Here is a 16,123-nt window from a genome sequence, read left to right on the forward strand (position 1 = left end):
GAGACCTCACCATGGACATCGATCTGAACGCCGACCTCGGCGAGGGGCTGGGCCCTTGGCGCATGGGCGACGACGAGGCCCTGCTCGGCATCGTCTCGTCGGCCAACGTCGCCTGCGGCTTCCATGCCGGCGACCCGCTCATCATGGACCGCACCGTGCGCACGGCGCTCAGGCACGGCGTCGACGTCGGCGCCCACGTGGGCTTTCCGGACCTGGTCGGCTTCGGCCGGCGACAGATGCAGATGGACCCGGCCGAGCTCGCTGCCTGCGTGCTCTACCAGCTCGCCGCGCTGTCCGGCATGGCCCGTGCCGCCGGCCACCGCATGACGCACATGAGCTTCCACGGCGCCCTCGGCAACATGGCGGCGGCCGATCCGGCGCTGGCCGGGCCGCTGGTCCGCACGGTCGCCGATTTCGATCCGTCGCTCACGATCAGCTCGTCGGCCAGCCGCGCCATCGAGGAGGCCGCGGCGCGCTGCGGGCTGCGCGTGCGAACCACCTTCCTGGCCGACCGCGCCTGCGACGAGGAGGGCCTGCTGATCCCGCGCAAGATGCCGGACGCCGTGATCCACGAGCCGGCGCGCGTGCTGGCCCGGGTCCGTCAGTTGCTGGAGGAGGGCACGGTCACCAGCTATGGCGGCCGGCAGATCCCGATGCGCGTCCACTCGATCCTGGTCCATGGCGACACGCCGGGGGCGGTGGCGCTGGCGCGCGGGGTGCGCGCGCTGGTCGAGGCGCACGGACGGGTCGTCCCGATCTCCAGGCAAGCGGCTTGAGAGGCACGGACATGGTGCTAACCCTGAGCCGCCGCGCACCCTTCCCGGGCGACATAAGGGCCCCTTATCGCTCCACAGACAAACCGTCTTGGCGCGTTGCCGGAGCGCTCGATACAGTGAATCCATCGCATCGTTCTTCGTCCCATTGAAAGCCATCGCCATGCCGTTCTCCGACTACAAGACAGCCCTCGTGACGGGCGCCTCCTCCGGCATCGGTGCCGCGGTGGTCGAGCGCCTTTGCAAGGAGGGCCTGCAGGTCCACGCGCTGGCGCGCAGCGGCGGCAAGCTCGAGGAGCTGGCGGCGCGCACCGGCTGCATCCCGCACGCGATCGACGTCAGCGACCTGCGCGGCATCACGGCGCTGGCGAAGGAGGTCGACTTCGACGTGCTGGTCAACAACGCCGGCGTCGACCGGCCCGGCTCGATCCTCGCGGCCGATGCCGAAGGGATCGACCTGCTGGTGGACGTCAACCTGCGCGCCGTGCTGCACCTCTGCCGGCTCGTCGTCCCCGGCATGGCCGCGCGCGACCGCGGGCACGTGGTCAACATCAGCTCGATCGCGGCGGCCTACAACTTCGGCGGCAACAGCACCTACCACGCGACCAAGGCCGCCGTGAGCATGCTGTCGCGGCAGCTGCGCATCGACTGCTTCGGCAAGCGGGTGCGGGTCACCGAGATCTGTCCGGGCCGCGTCGCGACCGACATCTTCGCCCACGTGCACGGCGATTCCGAGGCCACCTACCAGCGCTTCGTCGAAGGCTTCGAACTGCCGCAGGCGGAGGACATCGCGAATGCGATCGCCTTCGCGATCGCGGCGCCCATCGCGGTCAATGTCGGCCACATGGAAATCACGCCCACCATGCAGGTTCCGGGCGGACTGTCGACCACGCGTCCCGGCGCGGCACAGGCCTGAGTCCGGGCCTCGCATCCCTCCGCACGGCGCCTGCCACACCAAGGACCGGCAATGAAGGAATTCGATCTCCTCGCGATCCTGCTCAAGCCTGAGTTCGGCCTGATGCTGCTGCACGGCATCGAGGCCACCTTGCAGATCGCCGCCGGCTCCTGGCTGCTGGCCATGACCATCGCGATCGTGCTGCTGGTGGTGCGGCTGACGGGCCAGCCGATCGCCGAGCGGGCCGTGGCGGCCTATGTGTCCTACCACCGCAACGTGCCGACCCTGGTGCAGCTGATGCTCTGGTACTTCGGCATCTTCAGCCTGCTGCCCGACGCCCTGCAGGCCTGGCTGTCGGAGCACAACGCCGAGACCCTGCTGTCGATCGTCGCGCTGGGCCTGTGCCAGGCGGCGTATTTCAGCGAGGACATGCGCTCCGGCCTGCGCTCCATTCCCGCCGGGCAGGCCGAGGCCGCCCGGGCGCTGGGCCACGGCTACATCGGATCGATGCGTCACGTGATGCTGCCGCAGGCGATCCGCAACGCGGTGCCGGCGCTGGTGAACCACAGTGTGTCGCTGTTCAAGAACAGCAGCCTGGCGATGGCGATCGGCGTCGCCGAGCTGACGCATGCGGTCAAGGAGATCGAGAGCCAGAGCTTCCGCACCTTCGAGGCCTACAGCGCCGCCACCGTGCTGTACCTGGCGTTCTCCCTGCTCATCATGGCCGTCGGCGCCTGGGTGGCGCGGCGCTATCGAATCGTCGGTGCGAGGTAGCCCATGTTCAGCATCTTCGAGATCCTCAGGGACAACTGGCTGCTGCTGCTGGTGGGCCAGTATCCGAACGGGCCCCTGGGCGGGATCGTCGCCACCCTGATCCTGTCGGTGCTCGGCATCGTGTTGGCCTTCCCGCTGTCGGTGCTGCTCGCGCTGGCGCGCCTGTCGCCGTGGAAGCTGCTGCGCGTGCCCGCCACGGTGCTGGTCTACATCGTGCGCGGCGTGCCGCTGCTGATGGTGATCCTGTGGGTCTATTTCCTGGTGCCGATCCTGATCGGTCACGACGTGTCGGGCTTCACGACGATGCTCTGCACGCTGGTCATCTACGAGGGCGCCTACCTGTCGGAGGTGGTGCGTGCGGGCATCCAGTCCCTTCCCAAGGGGCAGAGCGAGGCGGCGCGCGCGCTCGGCCACAGCCACCTCGGGACGATGTTCTACGTGATCCTGCCGCAGGCGCTCTACAACATGCTGCCGAGCATGCTGAGCCAGTTCATCTCGACCATCAAGGAAACGACGCTGGGCTACGTGATCAATGTCCAGGAGCTCACCTTTGCCGCCAACCAGATCAACAACCAGCTGTTGACCAAGCCCTTCCAGGTGTTCTTCATCCTGGCGATGACCTACTACGTGGTCTGCTTCAGCCTGACCCGGCTGGCGCTCTGGCTCGAGCGGCGCATCGCCCTCAAGCGGCTCGGCAGCGCCGTCCGCCAGGACCCCGGCGGCAGCGAGCTGCCGCCCGCCGTGGCCACCCATCCCTGAGGTCGCGCAGACGGCCCACCACAGAAACCGACGGAGACAGACCATGAACCCCCCATCGCTCCTCCAGGACGACACCATGATTCTGTTCAACAACATCAACAAGTGGTACGGCGACTATCAAGCGCTGACCGACGTCTGTGCCGAAGTGAAGAAGGGCGAGGTCGTGGTGGTCTGCGGGCCGTCCGGCTCCGGCAAGTCGACCTTGATCCGCACCGTGAACCGGCTCGAGGAGATCAAGTCGGGCCAGCTGCTGTTCGACGGCCACGACATCCACGCGCCGATGAGCAGCGTGGCGCTCAACCGGTTGCGCAGCCGCATCGGCTTCGTGTTCCAGAGCTTCAACCTTTTTCCGCACCTCTCGGTGATGGACAACATCATGCTGTCCCCGATGCGGGTGCTCGGCGTGAAGAAGGCCCAGGCCCGCGAGAAGGCAGGCCAACTGCTGGAGCGGGTCGGCCTGTCGGGCAAGGCCGGCGCTTTTCCTGCGCAGCTCTCGGGCGGGCAGCAGCAGCGCGTGGCGATTGCGCGCGCGCTCGCCATGGAGCCGCCCGCGATGCTGTTCGACGAGCCGACCAGCGCGCTCGACCCCGAGATGGTGGGCGAGGTCCTGTCGGTGATGCGTGGCCTGGCCAGCGACGGCATGACCATGATGTGCGTCACGCACGAGATGAACTTCGCCCGCGAAGTCGCCGACCGCGTGTGGTTCATGGATGCCGGCCGGATCCTCGAGAAGGCCGAGCCCGAGACCTTCTTTCGTCACCCGCAGCATCCGCGTGCGCAGCGCTTCCTGTCCGACCTGCGCGCCCATTGACCCGTCCCCCGTCCTCTCACCCCTTCAGGAGATCTCCATGTCGAAACCGACCGCTCTTCAACTCGGCGCCCTGGGCGTCTGCCTGTCCGCGCTCTCGATGCTGGCGCATGCCGACCAGTGGGCCGACATCGCCGCGCGCAAGGAACTCAGGTGCGGCACCTTCGCCGACGTGCCGCCGTTCGCCGCGCCGGACCCGAAGACGCGCGAGATGGTCGGGCACGACGTCGACCTGTGCAACGCGCTGGCCAAGGAGCTGGGATTGACGGCCAAGGTCACGCCGCTGTCGGTGGAGGCGCGGGTGCCTGAAGTCAAGCTGGGCCGGGTCGACGTGACGATCGCCAACCTGGCCTACACCAAGAGCCGCGGCGAGCAGATCCAGTTCAGCGATCCCTACTACGTCGCCAAGGAGATGCTCGCGGTCAAGGCCTCGGACCCCGGCACCACCAAGGCCGACTTCAAGGGCAAGCGCCTGAGTTCGACCAAGGGCTCGACCTCCGAGCTGTCGATCAAGATGAACGGCTCCGAGCCCGTGACTTTCCAGGACACCGGATCGGCCTTCATGGCGGTGCAGCAGAACAAGTCGATGGGGATGGTGGCCAACACCATGACCATCACCAAGCTGGTCAACCAGTCGAAGACCGAAGGCGTGCCGCTCAAGATGATCAAGGAGCCGATGGTGCTGCAGCCGATCGGCATCGGCATGAAGAAGGACGAACCGCAGCTGCTGGCGAAGGTGAACGGCGCGCTGTATGCGCTCGAGAAGTCGGGCGAACTCGACCGCCTCTGGGCCAAGTGGCTGGGCCCGAACACCGAATACAAGCTGGTGCGCGAGGAGAAGGTGATGCCGCTGGCGGACCTGAAGTTCGAACTGCTGCCCTGAGCGGAGCTGCACCGGGCGCAAATGCGCCAAAAAAAAACGGGCCGCACAGCGGCCCGTTCGTCTGGTTCCTTCGGCCGAAGGAGGCAGACTGCGATGTCAGTTTGCGGATGCGGTCGTCTCTGCCGGGGCGACAGCTGAAACAGGCGCCGAAGCTTTCGAGGACGCGCGCGGTCGGCGGGTCTTGGCGGCGGCTTGCGACGCGGGTGCCTTTGCTGCGGCCTTTGGAGCCTTGGGCGCAGCAGCTGCCTTGCGTGCCGGCGCAGCCTTCTTCAAAGGAGCGCTCTTCCTTGGTGCGGCCTTCTTGGCGCGAACCGACTTTTTCGCCGGTGCGACAAGGCGGGCCTTGCGGGTGGTTTTTGCGACGGCCGCGACAGGGGCGTCGACTTCGTCAACCGAAGGTGCTGCAGCGACGCCAGATGGGGCGATGAGGAACTTGTCACGGTTGCGGGCCGTGGCAATCCATCCGGGAGCTTTACCGAAGCCCGTCCAGGTCTTGCCCGTCTTGGGATGGCGGTACTTGGGAATGCCTGCGCCCTTGCGAGGTGCCTTGCCATCGCCGAGGGCCTTGCCGGCGACCACCTTCAACGCTTTGGCCCCACGGCCAAAGAGGTGCTCGACAGTCAGGCCAAACGTGGCAATCGACTCCTTGATTTGTGCAATCACCTTCGTCATTTCAGCTTCACGGAGCGCAGTCGCTTCCTTTTCGAGTTTGGCGATGGCGGATTTGAGTTGCGCGTAGGACTTCGTCATTGAGTCTGAAACCTTTGAAGTTGAGGGAGTTCGTCGCATGGCGTCATGAACGTTTGCGACAAAGGCGTCTTTGATGAATCGATGAATGAACTTCGCTTATTCAAATCGACGCCAGTGCGGATTTTACGGGCTGCACGACGTCGAACTGGCGCCTTCGCCGACGCAGTCGACGACCAGGTCCAGGAATGCGCGCAGCCGTGCCAGTCCACGCAGGTCCTGGTGATAGGCGAACCAAACGTCCCTGCCTGGAGGGGACGGGTGGACGTCGTGTCTCTCGATACCGGGAAACTGGTCACCCAGCAGAGTTGGCAACACGGCGAAACCCGCCCCCAAGGCGCATGTGCGAGCCTGCACATCGCGATTGTTGCTGCCCAGCGCGAAGGTCGCCGCCGGAAACGTGTTTCGCAGCCAGTGCACATCCGGGAGATCCTCGAACGCCACATCCAGCGTGATGAGCCGGCTGCCCGCGCCATCGCCTGCCGTCGGCGGAGGCATCCCGGCCGGGCCGTACAGGGCATAGGTCATGTGCATCAACTGCCGCTGGACGACGTCCGGACTTTCCGAAGGCCGGATTCGAAACACCAGCTCCGCCTCCCGTCGGGCAAGGTCGCGAAAGCGCGAGTCCGTGATGAGGTCGACGCGCACCCCCGGGTGGAGCGCAACGAACCGGGCGACTACCGGCGAGAGGACATGCAGTCCGAACCAGTCCGAAGACGACACCCGAAGAAGGCCTTGGAGCTCGGCGCCCCGTCCTGCAAGTTGTCGCTCGATGGCGAGCGCCTCTTCTTCCATCCGCTCGGCGTGCAATAGCACCGACGCGCCTTCATCCGTGAGTTGAAACCCCTCGCGCCCGCGTTGGAACAGCCTCTGACCGGTCGAGTCTTCCAAGGCTCGCAGGCGACGTCCCATGGTTGGCTGGGACATCCCCAAGCGCTGCGCTGCGCCACTCAGCGAGCCCGAGCGAGCGACCGCCAGAAAGATGCGGACATCACTCCAGTCCATAGGCGCATTCAAATATGAATGAGAGAAGTTCAGATTCGTGAATTTACATGCAAAGACGAACACTCCAAACTGAAGTCCTGGATTCACATGCATATCAAAAGGACGTCTTCCATGCCCCGCTCACTTGTTCCCGCCACCATGCAGGCTGCTGTCGTTCGCGAGACCGACGGCCCCTTCGAAGTTCTAGCCCGCCCGGTTCCGGATGTCCCTCGGGGGCATGTCCTGGTGCGTATCGGAGCCAGCGGCGTCAACCCGCTCGACACCAAGATTCGCGCCGGCGTCGCGGCGCATGCAGAGCACCCCCTGCCGGCGGTTCTTGGAATGGACATGGCAGGGGTTGTCGTCCAGGTCGGTGTCGGCGTCTCTCGCTTCCAGGTGGGTGACGAGGTTTTCGGTCTCGTCGGTGGCGTGGGCGGCCTGCAAGGGACCTTGGCCGAATACGCTGCGGTAGACGCGGACCTCCTTGCGCACAAGCCGAAGCGCTTGTCCATGCGGGAGTCCGCCGCACTCCCGCTGGTCTCGATCACCGCCTGGGAAGGCTTGATCGACCGCGCACGCGCCAGTACCGGTCACAAGGTCCTCGTTCATGGCGGAGCGGGTGGTGTCGGGCATGTGGCGATACAAATTGCGCGCGCATTCGGCGCCGACGTCTACGCGACTGCAAAGCCCTCGCAGTTCGATGTCGTCCGTTCGCTTGGCGCGACGCCCATCGATTACGCGGCCTCGACCCCTGCGGACTATGTCCACGAGCACACAGCGGATGAGGGATTCGATGTGGTGTACGACACCGTGGGTGGCGCCACGCTCGATGCATCATTTGTTTCTGTACGCCGCTACACCGGCCACGTCGTGAGCGCTCTGGGTTGGGGCACCCACTCGCTGGCGCCGCTGTCCTTCCGCGGGGCCACCTATTCCGGCGTCTTCACGCTGATGCCCATGCTCAGTGGCAAGGGCCGCGCCCACCACGGACACATCCTGGCCCGGATCGCCGAACTGGTCGATGCGGGTCGGCTTCGCCCTCTCGTGGACACTCAGAGATTCACGCTCGGTGAGGCCGCAGACGCACACGCTCGCGCGACCAGCGGTCGGGCTGTTGGCAGGGTGGTTGTCGACGTCGCCTAGTCCCCTCGGATTCCGCTTCGCAATGCGCGCCCCGTGCAGGTCACCCGCAGCCCACCACCCATCGTCCGTAGAGCCGCCCCAGCAACGCGTGCATTCCCTGCGTGCGCTTCGGCAGATCGTTCAGCAGGTCGCCGCTGGCGCTCGCCGCCGGATTCGCGAGCGCGTTCTGCCGAACCAACTGCTGGCCGTTGCGCGCCATCGACAGCTCGATCAGGGCAGGCGTCATCTCGAGGTGCGACTGCAGCAGCAGATGCCGGTCGCGCAGCACGAAGGCCTGGTTGGCGCAATAGGCGCCGCGCGCCAGCGGAACGGCGCCGGGCGGCGGCGCGAAGGTGTCGGCGTGCCACTGGAAGGTCTGAAGCACCTTGCCCGCGTGCGCCTCGCCCCACCACGCACGCGCCGTGTCGCTGGCTTCCGCGGTGATCTCGCACCAGCCGATCTCGGGCCGGTCGTGCGGATGGACTTCGCCGCCCAGCGCGAGCGCCACCAGCTGGCTTCCCAGGCAATGGCCGGCCACCGGGATGCCGCGCGCATCGGCGTCGCGGATCAGTGCGAGCTCCTGTGCGATCCATGGCAGCGGGTCGTGCGCGCCCATGTAGCCACCCATGAACACCAGGCCGCCGAAGCCCGAAGCGTCCGCAGGGACCGCGTCGCCGTCGACGATGCGCACCAATTCCACCTCGCGACCCAGGGCCTCGAGTATCGGCAGCACCGCGCCCGGTGCCCCCACCTCGGTGTGCTGGAAGACCGCGATCGGCTTCATCGGCGCCGACCCTTCAGGCCGGCACGTCGGCCATGCCGACGCCGAGCAGGCCCTCGAGCAGCGAGGCGTCGCCGGCCAGCGTCGCGCTCGGGCCGGCATGCACCACCGTGCCGCGTTCGAGCACGATGGCCTGGTGCGTCATCTCGAGCGCCAGCACCGGATGCTGCTCGACCACGATCGACGCCAGCCCCTCGCTCTCGCAAAGGTGGCGGATCGAGCGGGCCAGCTCCTCGACGATGATCGGCGCCAGGCCTTCCATCGGCTCGTCGAGCAGCAGCAGTTTCGGGTTGGTCATGAGCGCGCGGCCGATGGCCAGCATCTGCTGCTCGCCGCCGGACAGCTGATTGCCGTAGTTGCCGCGCCGCTCGCGCAGCCGCGGGAAGAACTGGTAGACCCGCTGCAGGTTCCAGGGACCGGGCCGGCCGATCACGGTCAGGTTCTCCTCGACGGTCAGCGACGGGAACACCTCGCGCTCCTGCGGCACCCAGCCCAGGCCGGCCCGCACGCGCCGGTGGGCCGGCCAGCGCGTGATGTCCTCGCCGCACCATCGCAGCGCACCGCGCATCACGCGGGTGTTGCCCATCAGCGTCTCGAGCAGGGTGGTCTTGCCGACGCCGTTGCGTCCGAGGATGGCGAGGCTCTGGCCCTGCGCGAGCGCGAAGCTCAAGCGGTCGAGCACCACGGCGTTGCCGTAGCCGGCGACCACCTGGTCGAAGGCGAGCATTTCAGACATGCGCAGCTCCGTGGCCGAGATAGACCTCGCGCACCCGCGGGTCGCGGCCGATTTCCGCCGGGCTGCCCTCGGTGAGGATCCGGCCGGCGACCAGCACCGAGATCCGGCGCGAAAAACGGAAGACGAGGTTCATGTCGTGTTCGATGAACAGCACGCTGATGTCCTGCGGCAGTTCGGCGATGGCTTCGAAGAGTTCGCCGCTCTCGTCCTCGGGCACGCCGGCCGCGGGCTCGTCGAGCAGCAGGATGCGGGGTTTGGCGGCCATGGCGAGCGCGATCTCTAGCAGCCGCTGCTTGCCGTAGGCCAGCTCGGCCACCGGCACGTCGGCCAGCGCGTCGAGCTTGAGTCGGCCGAGCAGCGCATGGGCTTCGTCGAACGCCGCCTTGTGGCGCATCAGCGGGCGCCACCAGACCGCGCCCAGGCCTTCGCGTTCGCTGATCGCCAGCACCACCGACAGCAGCGGCGTGAGGCTCGGGAACAGCGTGTTGATCTGGAAGGTGCGCGCCAGCCCGAGGCGGGCGCGCTTGTCGGCGCTGAGCGCGGTGAGCTCGCGCTCGCCCATGTGGATCGTTCCGTGAGTTGGCTTGAAGACGCCCGTCAGCAGGTTGATCAGGGTCGTCTTGCCGGCGCCGTTGGGGCCGATCAGGGCCTGGCGGGCGCCCGGTTCGAGCGTCAGGTTGACGTCGTCGACCGCGCGGAAGGCACCGAAGGAGATGCCAAGCCCGCGCGTGCGGAGTGCGGCGCTCATGAAGGCCTCCCGGTCTTCACGAGCCGAGACAGCGCGCCCATGATCCCGCCGCGGCCCAGCATGACGGCGGCGATCAGGAAGATGCCGAGCCAGAACATCCAGTACTGCGGGTTGAGATCGGCGAACCAGTCGTGCACCAGCATGTAGACGATCGCGCCGATCATGCCGCCGTACAGCCGGCCGGTGCCGCCGAGCACGAGGATGATCAGCACCTCGGCCGAGCGGTTGAAGCCGATCGATTCGATGCCGACGAACTGCGTGGTCTGGGCCAGCAGCGCGCCGGCGATGCCGGCCACGCCGGCCGACAGCGCATAGGCCAGGCGCAGGCGGGCCTCGACCGGCGAGCCGATCGCCAGCATGCGCTTGCGGCTGTCGTGGATGCCGCGCAGCGTGAGCCCGAAGGGCGAGCGCAGCACCAGCCGTACGCCGAGAAAGACCACCAGCACCACGCCGTAGGCATAGGCGAAGGCCGTCTTGCCGTACAGGTCGAACTCGAACAGTCCGAGGACCGGCGCGATCACCACGCCCTGCAGCCCGTCGGTGCCGCCGGTGATCGACGACAGCCGGTTGGCCAGTTCGGCCAGCAGCATGCACACGCCGATGGTGATCATGAGCCGCGTGAGGTCGGCGCCCCGCACCACCAGGTAGCTCAGCACATAGCCGAGCGCGACGCACAGCAGCAGGGCGAACAGCAGGCCGCTGAAGGGCTCGCTCCAGCCATGCTTGGCCAGCAGCCCGGCGGCATAGGCGCCGGCGCCGAAGAAGGCCGCATGGCCCACCGTGAGGATGCCGGCGTAGCCGAGCGCCATGTCCAGCGAGACCGCGAACAGGCCGAAGATCACGATCTGGCTCATCAGCGTGAGCTTGTCGGGCAGCAGGAAGAAGCTCGAAGCCAGTGCGAGCCAGAAGAAGACCTCGACGCCTCGCAGGCGGGCGGGGGACAGTGCGAGCGGCTTCATGCCAGGCCCTTGCGCGGGATGATGCCGTTGGGCCGTGCCAGCAACATGATGATCATGACGACGTAGATGAGGAATGCGCCGGCTTCCGGCAGGTAGTACTTGCCTGCGACATCGACGATGCCGACCAGCAGCGCGGCCACGAAGGGGCCGGTGATGGTGCCGGCGCCGCCGACGCAGACGACGATCAGGAAGTACACGAGGTACTTGAGCGGGAACGAGGGCTCGAGCCCGAGCATGCCGAGGCTCAGCGCCCCGCCGAGGCCCGCCAGCCCGCAGCCCAGCGAGAAGGTCAGGAAGAACAGCCGCTGCACGTGGATGCCGGTGCCGCCGGCGACGCGCTGGTTGTCGACCGCGGCCCGCACCATCGCGCCGTAGCGGGTCTTGCCGAGCACCAGAAGCAGGGCCGCCAGAACCGCCACGCCGCAGAGGATCAGGAACAGGCGGTAGCGTCCCACCTCCAGCCCGAGCAGCGACACCCGGCCGTCCAGCAGCGGCGGCAGCTGGAAGGCCTGCATGGTCGGGCCGAAGAAATACGTGAACACCGCGACCGAGACGAACACGATGCCGATCGACAGCAGCACCTGGTCGAGCGGATGGGCGCGGTAGAGCCGGCGGTAGAAGCAGATTTCGAGCACCGCGCCGACCAGCGCGGCGGCGACGAAGGCCGCCGCCAGCGACGGGAAGAAGCCGACGCCGAAGTGGTTCATCAGAACACTCGCGGCGTAGCCGCCGACCATCGCGAACGTGCCGTGCGCGAGGTTGACGAAGTTCATGAGGCCCATCGTGATGGACAGGCCCACCCCGATGAGGAACAGGAGCATGCCGTAGGCCACTCCGTCGAAGATCACGATTCCCATGGATTTCCCGTTGCTGCTGGCGTCCGGCTGGTGCCGGTTACTGGCTTTCCTTGGCCGGGTCCTTGACGCGCTCGAACTTGTCGAACTCGACGTTCACCAGCTCGCCCTTGACGCGTTCGGTCTTGCGGATGTAGACCGTCTGCACGATGTCGCGGGTGGCTGGGTCGATCTCGATCGGGCCGCGCGGGCTCTCGAACTTCAGCCCCTTGAGCGCGTCCATGAACTTGTCACCCGAGAGGTCGCCTTTGGTCTTGGCGAGCGCCAGGTCGATGGCGGCCATGGTGTCGTAGGCGGTGACCGCGAAGTAGCTCGGGCGTAGCTTGGTGCCGAACTCGGCCGCGAAGTCCTTGACGAACTTCTGGTTCTTCGGCGACGCATGGGCGTACGAATAGTGGTGGCTCGTGACCAGGCCCAGCGCCACGTCGCCGGTGGCGTCGAGGTAGCTGTCGTCGGTGGCTTCGCCGGTGGCGTAGAGCTTGATGCCGGCTTCTTCCATGCCGCGCTCCTTCCAGACCTTGAGGAAGGCCGGCGGCATCACGCCCGACGGAAAGAAGAAGAACACCGCCTGCGGCTTGGCGTCCTTGATGCGCTGCACGTAGGCCGAGAAGTCGGGGTTGTTCATCGGCGTGCGGACTTCGCCGACCACCTTGCCGCCTTCGGCCGTGAAGGCCTTCTTGAACGCGGTCTCGGCATCGGTGCCCGATGCGTAGTCGGCCACCACGGTATAGGCCTCCTTCACGCCCTGCTTGACCATCCAGCGCGCCATCGGGTCGGTGACCTGCTGCACGGTGAACGACAGGCGCGCCACGTAGGGCGAGCTGGCCGTGATCGCGGAGGAGGCCGCGTTCATCACGAGGGTCGGGATCTTGGCCTGGGTGGCGATCGCCGCGACTGCGTAGGCGTTGGGGCTGAAGTCGAGGCCGGTGAGCACGCTCACCTTGTCGCGCACCACCAGTTCCTGGGCGATCCGCTTGGCGGCATCGGGCGCCGGGCCGGCGGTGTCCTTCTTGATGACCTCGACCGTGCGGCCGGCGATCTTGCCGCCGTGTTCCTTGAGGTAGAGCGCGACGCCGGCGTCGAACTGGCGGCCGTAGTCGGCATAGGGGCCGGAGTAGGTCGCGATCAGGCCGATGCGCAACGGCTCGTCGGCCGCCTGCGCGGACATGGCACCGAAGGCGCCGAGGCAGGCCAGGGTCAGGGTGGCGAGCGCGTTTCTCTTGTTCATCATCATCGGGGAAGCTCCGTTCAGGGAAGCCGGCGAGCCGGCGGGCAAAGGGTGATCAGGCGACCGTCTTGAGGTCGAAGGAGGGGTCGGCGAGCTGGTCCGCACCGAGGCGGGCTCGGGCGCCGATCAGCTTGCGGCTTTGCATGTGCTCGGCCGGCTTGTTCACCGAGTGGGCGGCCACGAGTGTGCCTTGCCGCAGGTAGAACACGCTGAAGCGGTCGCTGCCCATGTCGCCGCGCAGCACGACTTCGTCGCCGGGCGCGGCCAGGCCGGTCATCTGCAGCTTGAGGTCGAACTGGTCGCTCCAGAACCAGGGCACCGCGGTGCAGGGCGCCTCGCGGCCGACCACCAGGGAGGCCAGCGCGCGGGCGCCGTCATTGGCCGACTGGATCGACTCGAGCCGCATGCGCGCCGGCACGCCGGGTGCGGGCGGCAGCGCCATGCTGGCGACGTCGCCCGCGGCCAGCACCCGCGGCGCTGACGTACGGCCCAGCATGTCGACGACGATGCCGTTGTCGACCGCGATGCCGGCCTGCTGCGCCAGCTCGGCGTTGGGCAGCACGCCGATGCCGAGGACGACCAGGTCGCAGTCGATGCGGGTGCCGTCGTCGAGTTCGACCGCGGCCACCCGGCCCTGCGCGCCGTGCAGCGCCCGCACGCCGCGGCCGGTCAGGAGCGCGACGCCGCGGCGGCGATGCGCGTTCTCGACATAGGCCGACATCAGCGGCGGAAATGCGCGTGTCAGCAGGTGCGGCTGGGCCTCGACCACTGTGACCTCGGCGCCGCGCGCGCGCAGCGCCGACGCCACCTCCAGGCCGATGAAGCCGCCGCCGATCACGCAGGCGCGCTCGCTGCGCCCGGCGGCGTCGGCGATCCGCAGCGCATCGTCGAGCGTGCGCAGGTCGAGCACGCCTTCGAGCGTCGAGCCCGGCAGCGCGAAGGGGCGGCAGCGCGCGCCGGTCGCCAGCGCGAGCCAGCCGTAGTCGAGCACGGCGCCATCGTCGAGCCGCACGCTGCGCGCGCCGGGGTCGAGCGCGGTGGCGCGCCGGCCGAGCATCAGCTCGATGCCGTTCTGGGCGAAGAAATCGGGGCCGCGCAATGCCAGGTTGTCGACGCTGGTCTTGCCGGTCAGCAGGCCCTTGGACAAGGGCGGGCGCTGGTAGGGCGCGTGGACCTCGTCGCCGACGATGACGATGCGCTCCTCGAAGCCGAGCTCGCGCGCGCTGGCGGCCAGCTGGACGCCGGCATAGGACGCGCCGACGATCACCAGGGGGTGGGCGGCGGCCATCAGCTCTGGGTCTCGGGGATGCGCACGGTCAGGCCGTCCAGCTCGGCGGTCACCGTGAGCTGGCAGCTCAGGCGGCTGCCCGGGCGGCGCTCGGAGGCGACGCCGTCGAGCAGCTCGCTTTCCATCTCGTCGGCCGGCGGCAGGCGGTCGGTGAAGGCCTCATCGACATAGACGTGGCAGGTGGCGCAGGAGCAGGAGCCGCCGCACTCGGCGTCGATGCCGCGCACGTTGCCGCGGATGGCGTTCTCCATCACGCTGGAGCCGGGCTTGGCGTCGACGCTGCGGCTGCTGCCGTCTTTCAGGATGTAGTGGATCGTGGGCATGGCGGGCAGCGTCAGAACATGTCGAAGTACTCGCGGTGTTCCCACTCGCTGACTTCGAGGTTGAAGCGGGCGATCTCCGCTTCCTTGATGTGGCACAGGTAGTCGACGAAGGCCTTGCCCATCTGGGCGTTGAGCATCTCGTCGCCGCGCAGGCAGGCGAGCGCATCGCCGAGCGAGCGCGGCAGCTGCTCGGCCGGCGTTTCGTAGGGCGCGTCGGCCGACGGGCCGGGGTCGGTCTTGTTGCGCATGCCATCCAGGCCCGAGAACAGCTGCGACGCGAGGTAGAGGTAGGGGTTGGCCGTCGGCTCGCCGACCCGGTTCTCGATCCGGGTCGCGTTCTGCCCGGCGCCGCCCAGCACGCGCAGCATCGCGCCGCGGTTGTCGCGGGCCCAGATGGCACGGTCCGGCGCCAGCGAGAAGGGCCGGTAGCGGCGGTAGCCGTTGATGGTCGGGCTGGCCAGGGCCGCCGCGCCGCAGGCATGCTGCTTCAGGCCGCCGAGGTAGTGCAGGCCGATCTCGCTCAGGTCCTGGCCCGGTTCGGCCGGCATGAAGGCGTTGACCCCGTCGCTCTTGCGGCGCAGCGACTGGTGCAGGTGCCAGCCGCTGGACATCACGTTCGGAATCTTCGGCCGGCACATGAAGGTCGCGTGGTAGCCGGCGCGCTGGCAGATCTGCTTGATGGCGCTGCGCAGCAGCACCATGGTGTCGGCCGGCAGCACGCCGGCGGTCGGGCCGAAGGTCAGCTCGAACTGGCTCGGGCCGAACTCGATCTCGAGCGAGCGCAGCGGCAGGCCGAGCGCGACCAGCTGCGAGCGCAGCAGCTCCATCACGGCGTCGACCCGGTCGTAGCGCAGCTCGGTCAGGTACTGGTGGCCGTGCGACAGCAGCGACACCCGCGGCGGCTCGCCGGGCTGGCCCGAATCGGCCAGGCCCATGCGCGGGTCTTCGAGCTTGAAGACGTGGAACTCGACCTCGAGGCCGGCGATGAAGTCCATGCCGAGTGCGTCGAGCTGCTTCACCGCGCGCTGCAGGATCTGGCGCGTGGCATAGGGACAAGGCCTGCCGTCGGCCATGTAGGCATCGCACAGGACCCAGCCCGAGCGCGGCGCCCAGGGCAGCACCTTGAAGGTGGCGGGGTCGGCCACGACCGTGAAGTCGGCGCCGCCCTGGAAGCCTTCGATGGCGAAGCCGCCGCCGGCCGCGAACACCGGGAACACGGTCTTGTGCGAGGTGTCCTTGGCGAGCAGGGTGGAGGTGAGGTTGACGCCGTCCCACAGCGCGGAGCGGGCTTCGCTGGCGACCAGGGTCTTGCCGCGCAGCAAGCCGTGCTGGTCGGGCCAGGCGAAGCGCACGACGTCGACTTCGCCGGCGTCGATGCGGCGCACCAGTTCCTGGGCCTGCTTCTGCTGGTCGTCGGACCAGAGGCCGTGGCGGTCTACAAAGGAGCTCATGGCGTGCGCG

Annotated in this window: 18 protein-coding genes; 7 read left to right on the plus strand and 11 right to left on the minus strand. The window is 67.9% G+C overall.

What is annotated here, in order from left to right:
• Nucleotides 1–11: 11 nt before the first annotated feature.
• The 6 genes from QTI68_RS26540 to QTI68_RS26565 all read left to right on the plus strand — a co-directional run bounded on the left by QTI68_RS26540 (nt 12) and on the right by QTI68_RS26565 (nt 4,892).
• On the plus strand, nt 12–776 hold the full coding sequence (locus QTI68_RS26540) for a LamB/YcsF family protein (protein WP_286525923.1): 765 nt from the start codon (nt 12–14) through the stop codon (nt 774–776).
• A 160-nt stretch (nt 777–936) separates the two neighbouring features.
• Complete coding sequence (locus QTI68_RS26545; protein WP_286525925.1) at nt 937–1,689, plus strand: SDR family oxidoreductase; 753 nt, start codon at nt 937–939, stop codon at nt 1,687–1,689.
• Between the two features lie 51 nt (nt 1,690–1,740).
• The gene (locus QTI68_RS26550) at nt 1,741–2,442 is read left to right on the plus strand and encodes an amino acid ABC transporter permease (protein WP_286525926.1); all 702 of its coding nucleotides are present in this window, start codon (nt 1,741–1,743) and stop codon (nt 2,440–2,442) included.
• A 3-nt stretch (nt 2,443–2,445) separates the two neighbouring features.
• Nucleotides 2,446–3,201 (plus strand): amino acid ABC transporter permease, encoded by a 756-nt coding sequence (locus QTI68_RS26555; RefSeq protein WP_286525928.1) that lies wholly within the window; start codon nt 2,446–2,448, stop codon nt 3,199–3,201.
• A 76-nt stretch (nt 3,202–3,277) separates the two neighbouring features.
• On the plus strand, nt 3,278–4,012 hold the full coding sequence (locus QTI68_RS26560; RefSeq protein WP_286526091.1) for an amino acid ABC transporter ATP-binding protein: 735 nt from the start codon (nt 3,278–3,280) through the stop codon (nt 4,010–4,012).
• A gap of 37 nt (nt 4,013–4,049) precedes the next feature.
• A complete protein-coding gene (locus tag QTI68_RS26565; RefSeq protein WP_286525930.1) occupies nt 4,050–4,892 on the plus strand; it encodes an ABC transporter substrate-binding protein in 843 nt (280 codons plus the stop codon).
• Between the two features lie 96 nt (nt 4,893–4,988).
• On the opposite strand, the gene QTI68_RS26570 is transcribed toward QTI68_RS26565, so the two are convergent.
• Both QTI68_RS26570 and QTI68_RS26575 read right to left on the minus strand, forming a co-directional pair.
• Nucleotides 4,989–5,642 carry an H-NS histone family protein gene (locus QTI68_RS26570; protein ID WP_286525932.1) on the minus strand — a complete coding sequence of 218 codons (654 nt, stop codon included), beginning with the start codon at nt 5,640–5,642 and terminating at the stop codon, nt 4,989–4,991.
• Between the two features lie 123 nt (nt 5,643–5,765).
• Nucleotides 5,766–6,644 carry a LysR family transcriptional regulator gene (locus QTI68_RS26575; protein ID WP_286525934.1) on the minus strand — a complete coding sequence of 293 codons (879 nt, stop codon included), beginning with the start codon at nt 6,642–6,644 and terminating at the stop codon, nt 5,766–5,768.
• A 111-nt stretch (nt 6,645–6,755) separates the two neighbouring features.
• On the opposite strand from QTI68_RS26575, the gene QTI68_RS26580 reads away from it, so the two are divergent.
• Nucleotides 6,756–7,766: a zinc-dependent alcohol dehydrogenase family protein gene (locus QTI68_RS26580; RefSeq protein WP_286525935.1), complete on the plus strand. Its 1,011-nt coding sequence runs from the start codon at nt 6,756–6,758 to the stop codon at nt 7,764–7,766.
• A gap of 40 nt (nt 7,767–7,806) precedes the next feature.
• Here the strand turns inward: QTI68_RS26580 and QTI68_RS26585 are convergent, their stop codons facing one another.
• Genes QTI68_RS26585 through QTI68_RS26625 form a run of 9 tightly spaced genes read right to left on the minus strand, consistent with a single transcriptional unit; the run spans nt 7,807 to nt 16,113 of the window.
• Nucleotides 7,807–8,529: a type 1 glutamine amidotransferase gene (locus QTI68_RS26585; protein ID WP_286525936.1), complete on the minus strand. Its 723-nt coding sequence runs from the start codon at nt 8,527–8,529 to the stop codon at nt 7,807–7,809.
• Between the two features lie 13 nt (nt 8,530–8,542).
• Entirely contained in the window at nt 8,543–9,262 is a 720-nt protein-coding gene (locus QTI68_RS26590; protein ID WP_286525937.1) for an ABC transporter ATP-binding protein, read from the minus strand.
• Nucleotides 9,255–10,010, minus strand: a complete 756-nt coding sequence (locus QTI68_RS26595) for an ABC transporter ATP-binding protein (RefSeq protein ID WP_286525939.1) — start codon at nt 10,008–10,010, stop codon at nt 9,255–9,257. Before QTI68_RS26595 ends, QTI68_RS26590 begins: the two co-directional genes overlap by 8 nt.
• On the minus strand, nt 10,007–10,969 hold the full coding sequence (locus QTI68_RS26600; RefSeq protein WP_286525940.1) for a branched-chain amino acid ABC transporter permease: 963 nt from the start codon (nt 10,967–10,969) through the stop codon (nt 10,007–10,009). The genes QTI68_RS26595 and QTI68_RS26600 overlap by 4 nt, the downstream gene beginning before the upstream one ends.
• On the minus strand, nt 10,966–11,826 hold the full coding sequence (locus tag QTI68_RS26605; RefSeq protein ID WP_286525942.1) for a branched-chain amino acid ABC transporter permease: 861 nt from the start codon (nt 11,824–11,826) through the stop codon (nt 10,966–10,968). The genes QTI68_RS26600 and QTI68_RS26605 overlap by 4 nt, the downstream gene beginning before the upstream one ends.
• Nucleotides 11,827–11,863: 37 nt before the next feature.
• Complete coding sequence (locus QTI68_RS26610; protein WP_286525943.1) at nt 11,864–13,057, minus strand: ABC transporter substrate-binding protein; 1,194 nt, start codon at nt 13,055–13,057, stop codon at nt 11,864–11,866.
• Between the two features lie 49 nt (nt 13,058–13,106).
• The gene (locus QTI68_RS26615) at nt 13,107–14,339 is read right to left on the minus strand and encodes an NAD(P)/FAD-dependent oxidoreductase (protein WP_286525945.1); all 1,233 of its coding nucleotides are present in this window, start codon (nt 14,337–14,339) and stop codon (nt 13,107–13,109) included.
• Nucleotides 14,339–14,662: a 2Fe-2S iron-sulfur cluster-binding protein gene (locus QTI68_RS26620; RefSeq protein ID WP_286525947.1), complete on the minus strand. Its 324-nt coding sequence runs from the start codon at nt 14,660–14,662 to the stop codon at nt 14,339–14,341. Before QTI68_RS26620 ends, QTI68_RS26615 begins: the two co-directional genes overlap by 1 nt.
• Nucleotides 14,663–14,673: 11 nt before the next feature.
• Nucleotides 14,674–16,113: a glutamine synthetase family protein gene (locus QTI68_RS26625; RefSeq protein WP_286525949.1), complete on the minus strand. Its 1,440-nt coding sequence runs from the start codon at nt 16,111–16,113 to the stop codon at nt 14,674–14,676.
• Nucleotides 16,114–16,123 lie beyond the last annotated feature (10 nt).

The sequence above is a fragment of the Variovorax sp. J31P207 genome, from assembly GCF_030316965.1.
GTDB classification, from domain to species: Bacteria; Pseudomonadota; Gammaproteobacteria; order Burkholderiales; family Burkholderiaceae_C; genus Variovorax; species Variovorax ginsengisoli_B.

Coding starts and splice junctions, on each gene's coding strand:
- QTI68_RS26625 (WP_286525949.1), bottom strand. CDS start 16,113: ATGAGCTCCTTTGTAGACCGCCACGGCCTCTGGTCCGACGACCAGCAG.
- QTI68_RS26590 (WP_286525937.1), bottom strand. CDS start 9,262: ATGTCTGAAATGCTCGCCTTCGACCAGGTGGTCGCCGGCTACGGCAAC.
- QTI68_RS26600 (WP_286525940.1), bottom strand. CDS start 10,969: ATGAAGCCGCTCGCACTGTCCCCCGCCCGCCTGCGAGGCGTCGAGGTC.
- QTI68_RS26620 (WP_286525947.1), bottom strand. CDS start 14,662: ATGCCCACGATCCACTACATCCTGAAAGACGGCAGCAGCCGCAGCGTC.
- QTI68_RS26545 (WP_286525925.1), top strand. CDS start 937: ATGCCGTTCTCCGACTACAAGACAGCCCTCGTGACGGGCGCCTCCTCC.
- QTI68_RS26540 (WP_286525923.1), top strand. CDS start 12: ATGGACATCGATCTGAACGCCGACCTCGGCGAGGGGCTGGGCCCTTGG.
- QTI68_RS26560 (WP_286526091.1), top strand. CDS start 3,278: ATGATTCTGTTCAACAACATCAACAAGTGGTACGGCGACTATCAAGCG.
- QTI68_RS26615 (WP_286525945.1), bottom strand. CDS start 14,339: ATGGCCGCCGCCCACCCCCTGGTGATCGTCGGCGCGTCCTATGCCGGC.
- QTI68_RS26555 (WP_286525928.1), top strand. CDS start 2,446: ATGTTCAGCATCTTCGAGATCCTCAGGGACAACTGGCTGCTGCTGCTG.
- QTI68_RS26575 (WP_286525934.1), bottom strand. CDS start 6,644: ATGGACTGGAGTGATGTCCGCATCTTTCTGGCGGTCGCTCGCTCGGGC.
- QTI68_RS26565 (WP_286525930.1), top strand. CDS start 4,050: ATGTCGAAACCGACCGCTCTTCAACTCGGCGCCCTGGGCGTCTGCCTG.
- QTI68_RS26580 (WP_286525935.1), top strand. CDS start 6,756: ATGCCCCGCTCACTTGTTCCCGCCACCATGCAGGCTGCTGTCGTTCGC.
- QTI68_RS26610 (WP_286525943.1), bottom strand. CDS start 13,057: ATGATGATGAACAAGAGAAACGCGCTCGCCACCCTGACCCTGGCCTGC.
- QTI68_RS26570 (WP_286525932.1), bottom strand. CDS start 5,642: ATGACGAAGTCCTACGCGCAACTCAAATCCGCCATCGCCAAACTCGAA.
- QTI68_RS26585 (WP_286525936.1), bottom strand. CDS start 8,529: ATGAAGCCGATCGCGGTCTTCCAGCACACCGAGGTGGGGGCACCGGGC.
- QTI68_RS26550 (WP_286525926.1), top strand. CDS start 1,741: ATGAAGGAATTCGATCTCCTCGCGATCCTGCTCAAGCCTGAGTTCGGC.
- QTI68_RS26595 (WP_286525939.1), bottom strand. CDS start 10,010: ATGAGCGCCGCACTCCGCACGCGCGGGCTTGGCATCTCCTTCGGTGCC.
- QTI68_RS26605 (WP_286525942.1), bottom strand. CDS start 11,826: ATGGGAATCGTGATCTTCGACGGAGTGGCCTACGGCATGCTCCTGTTC.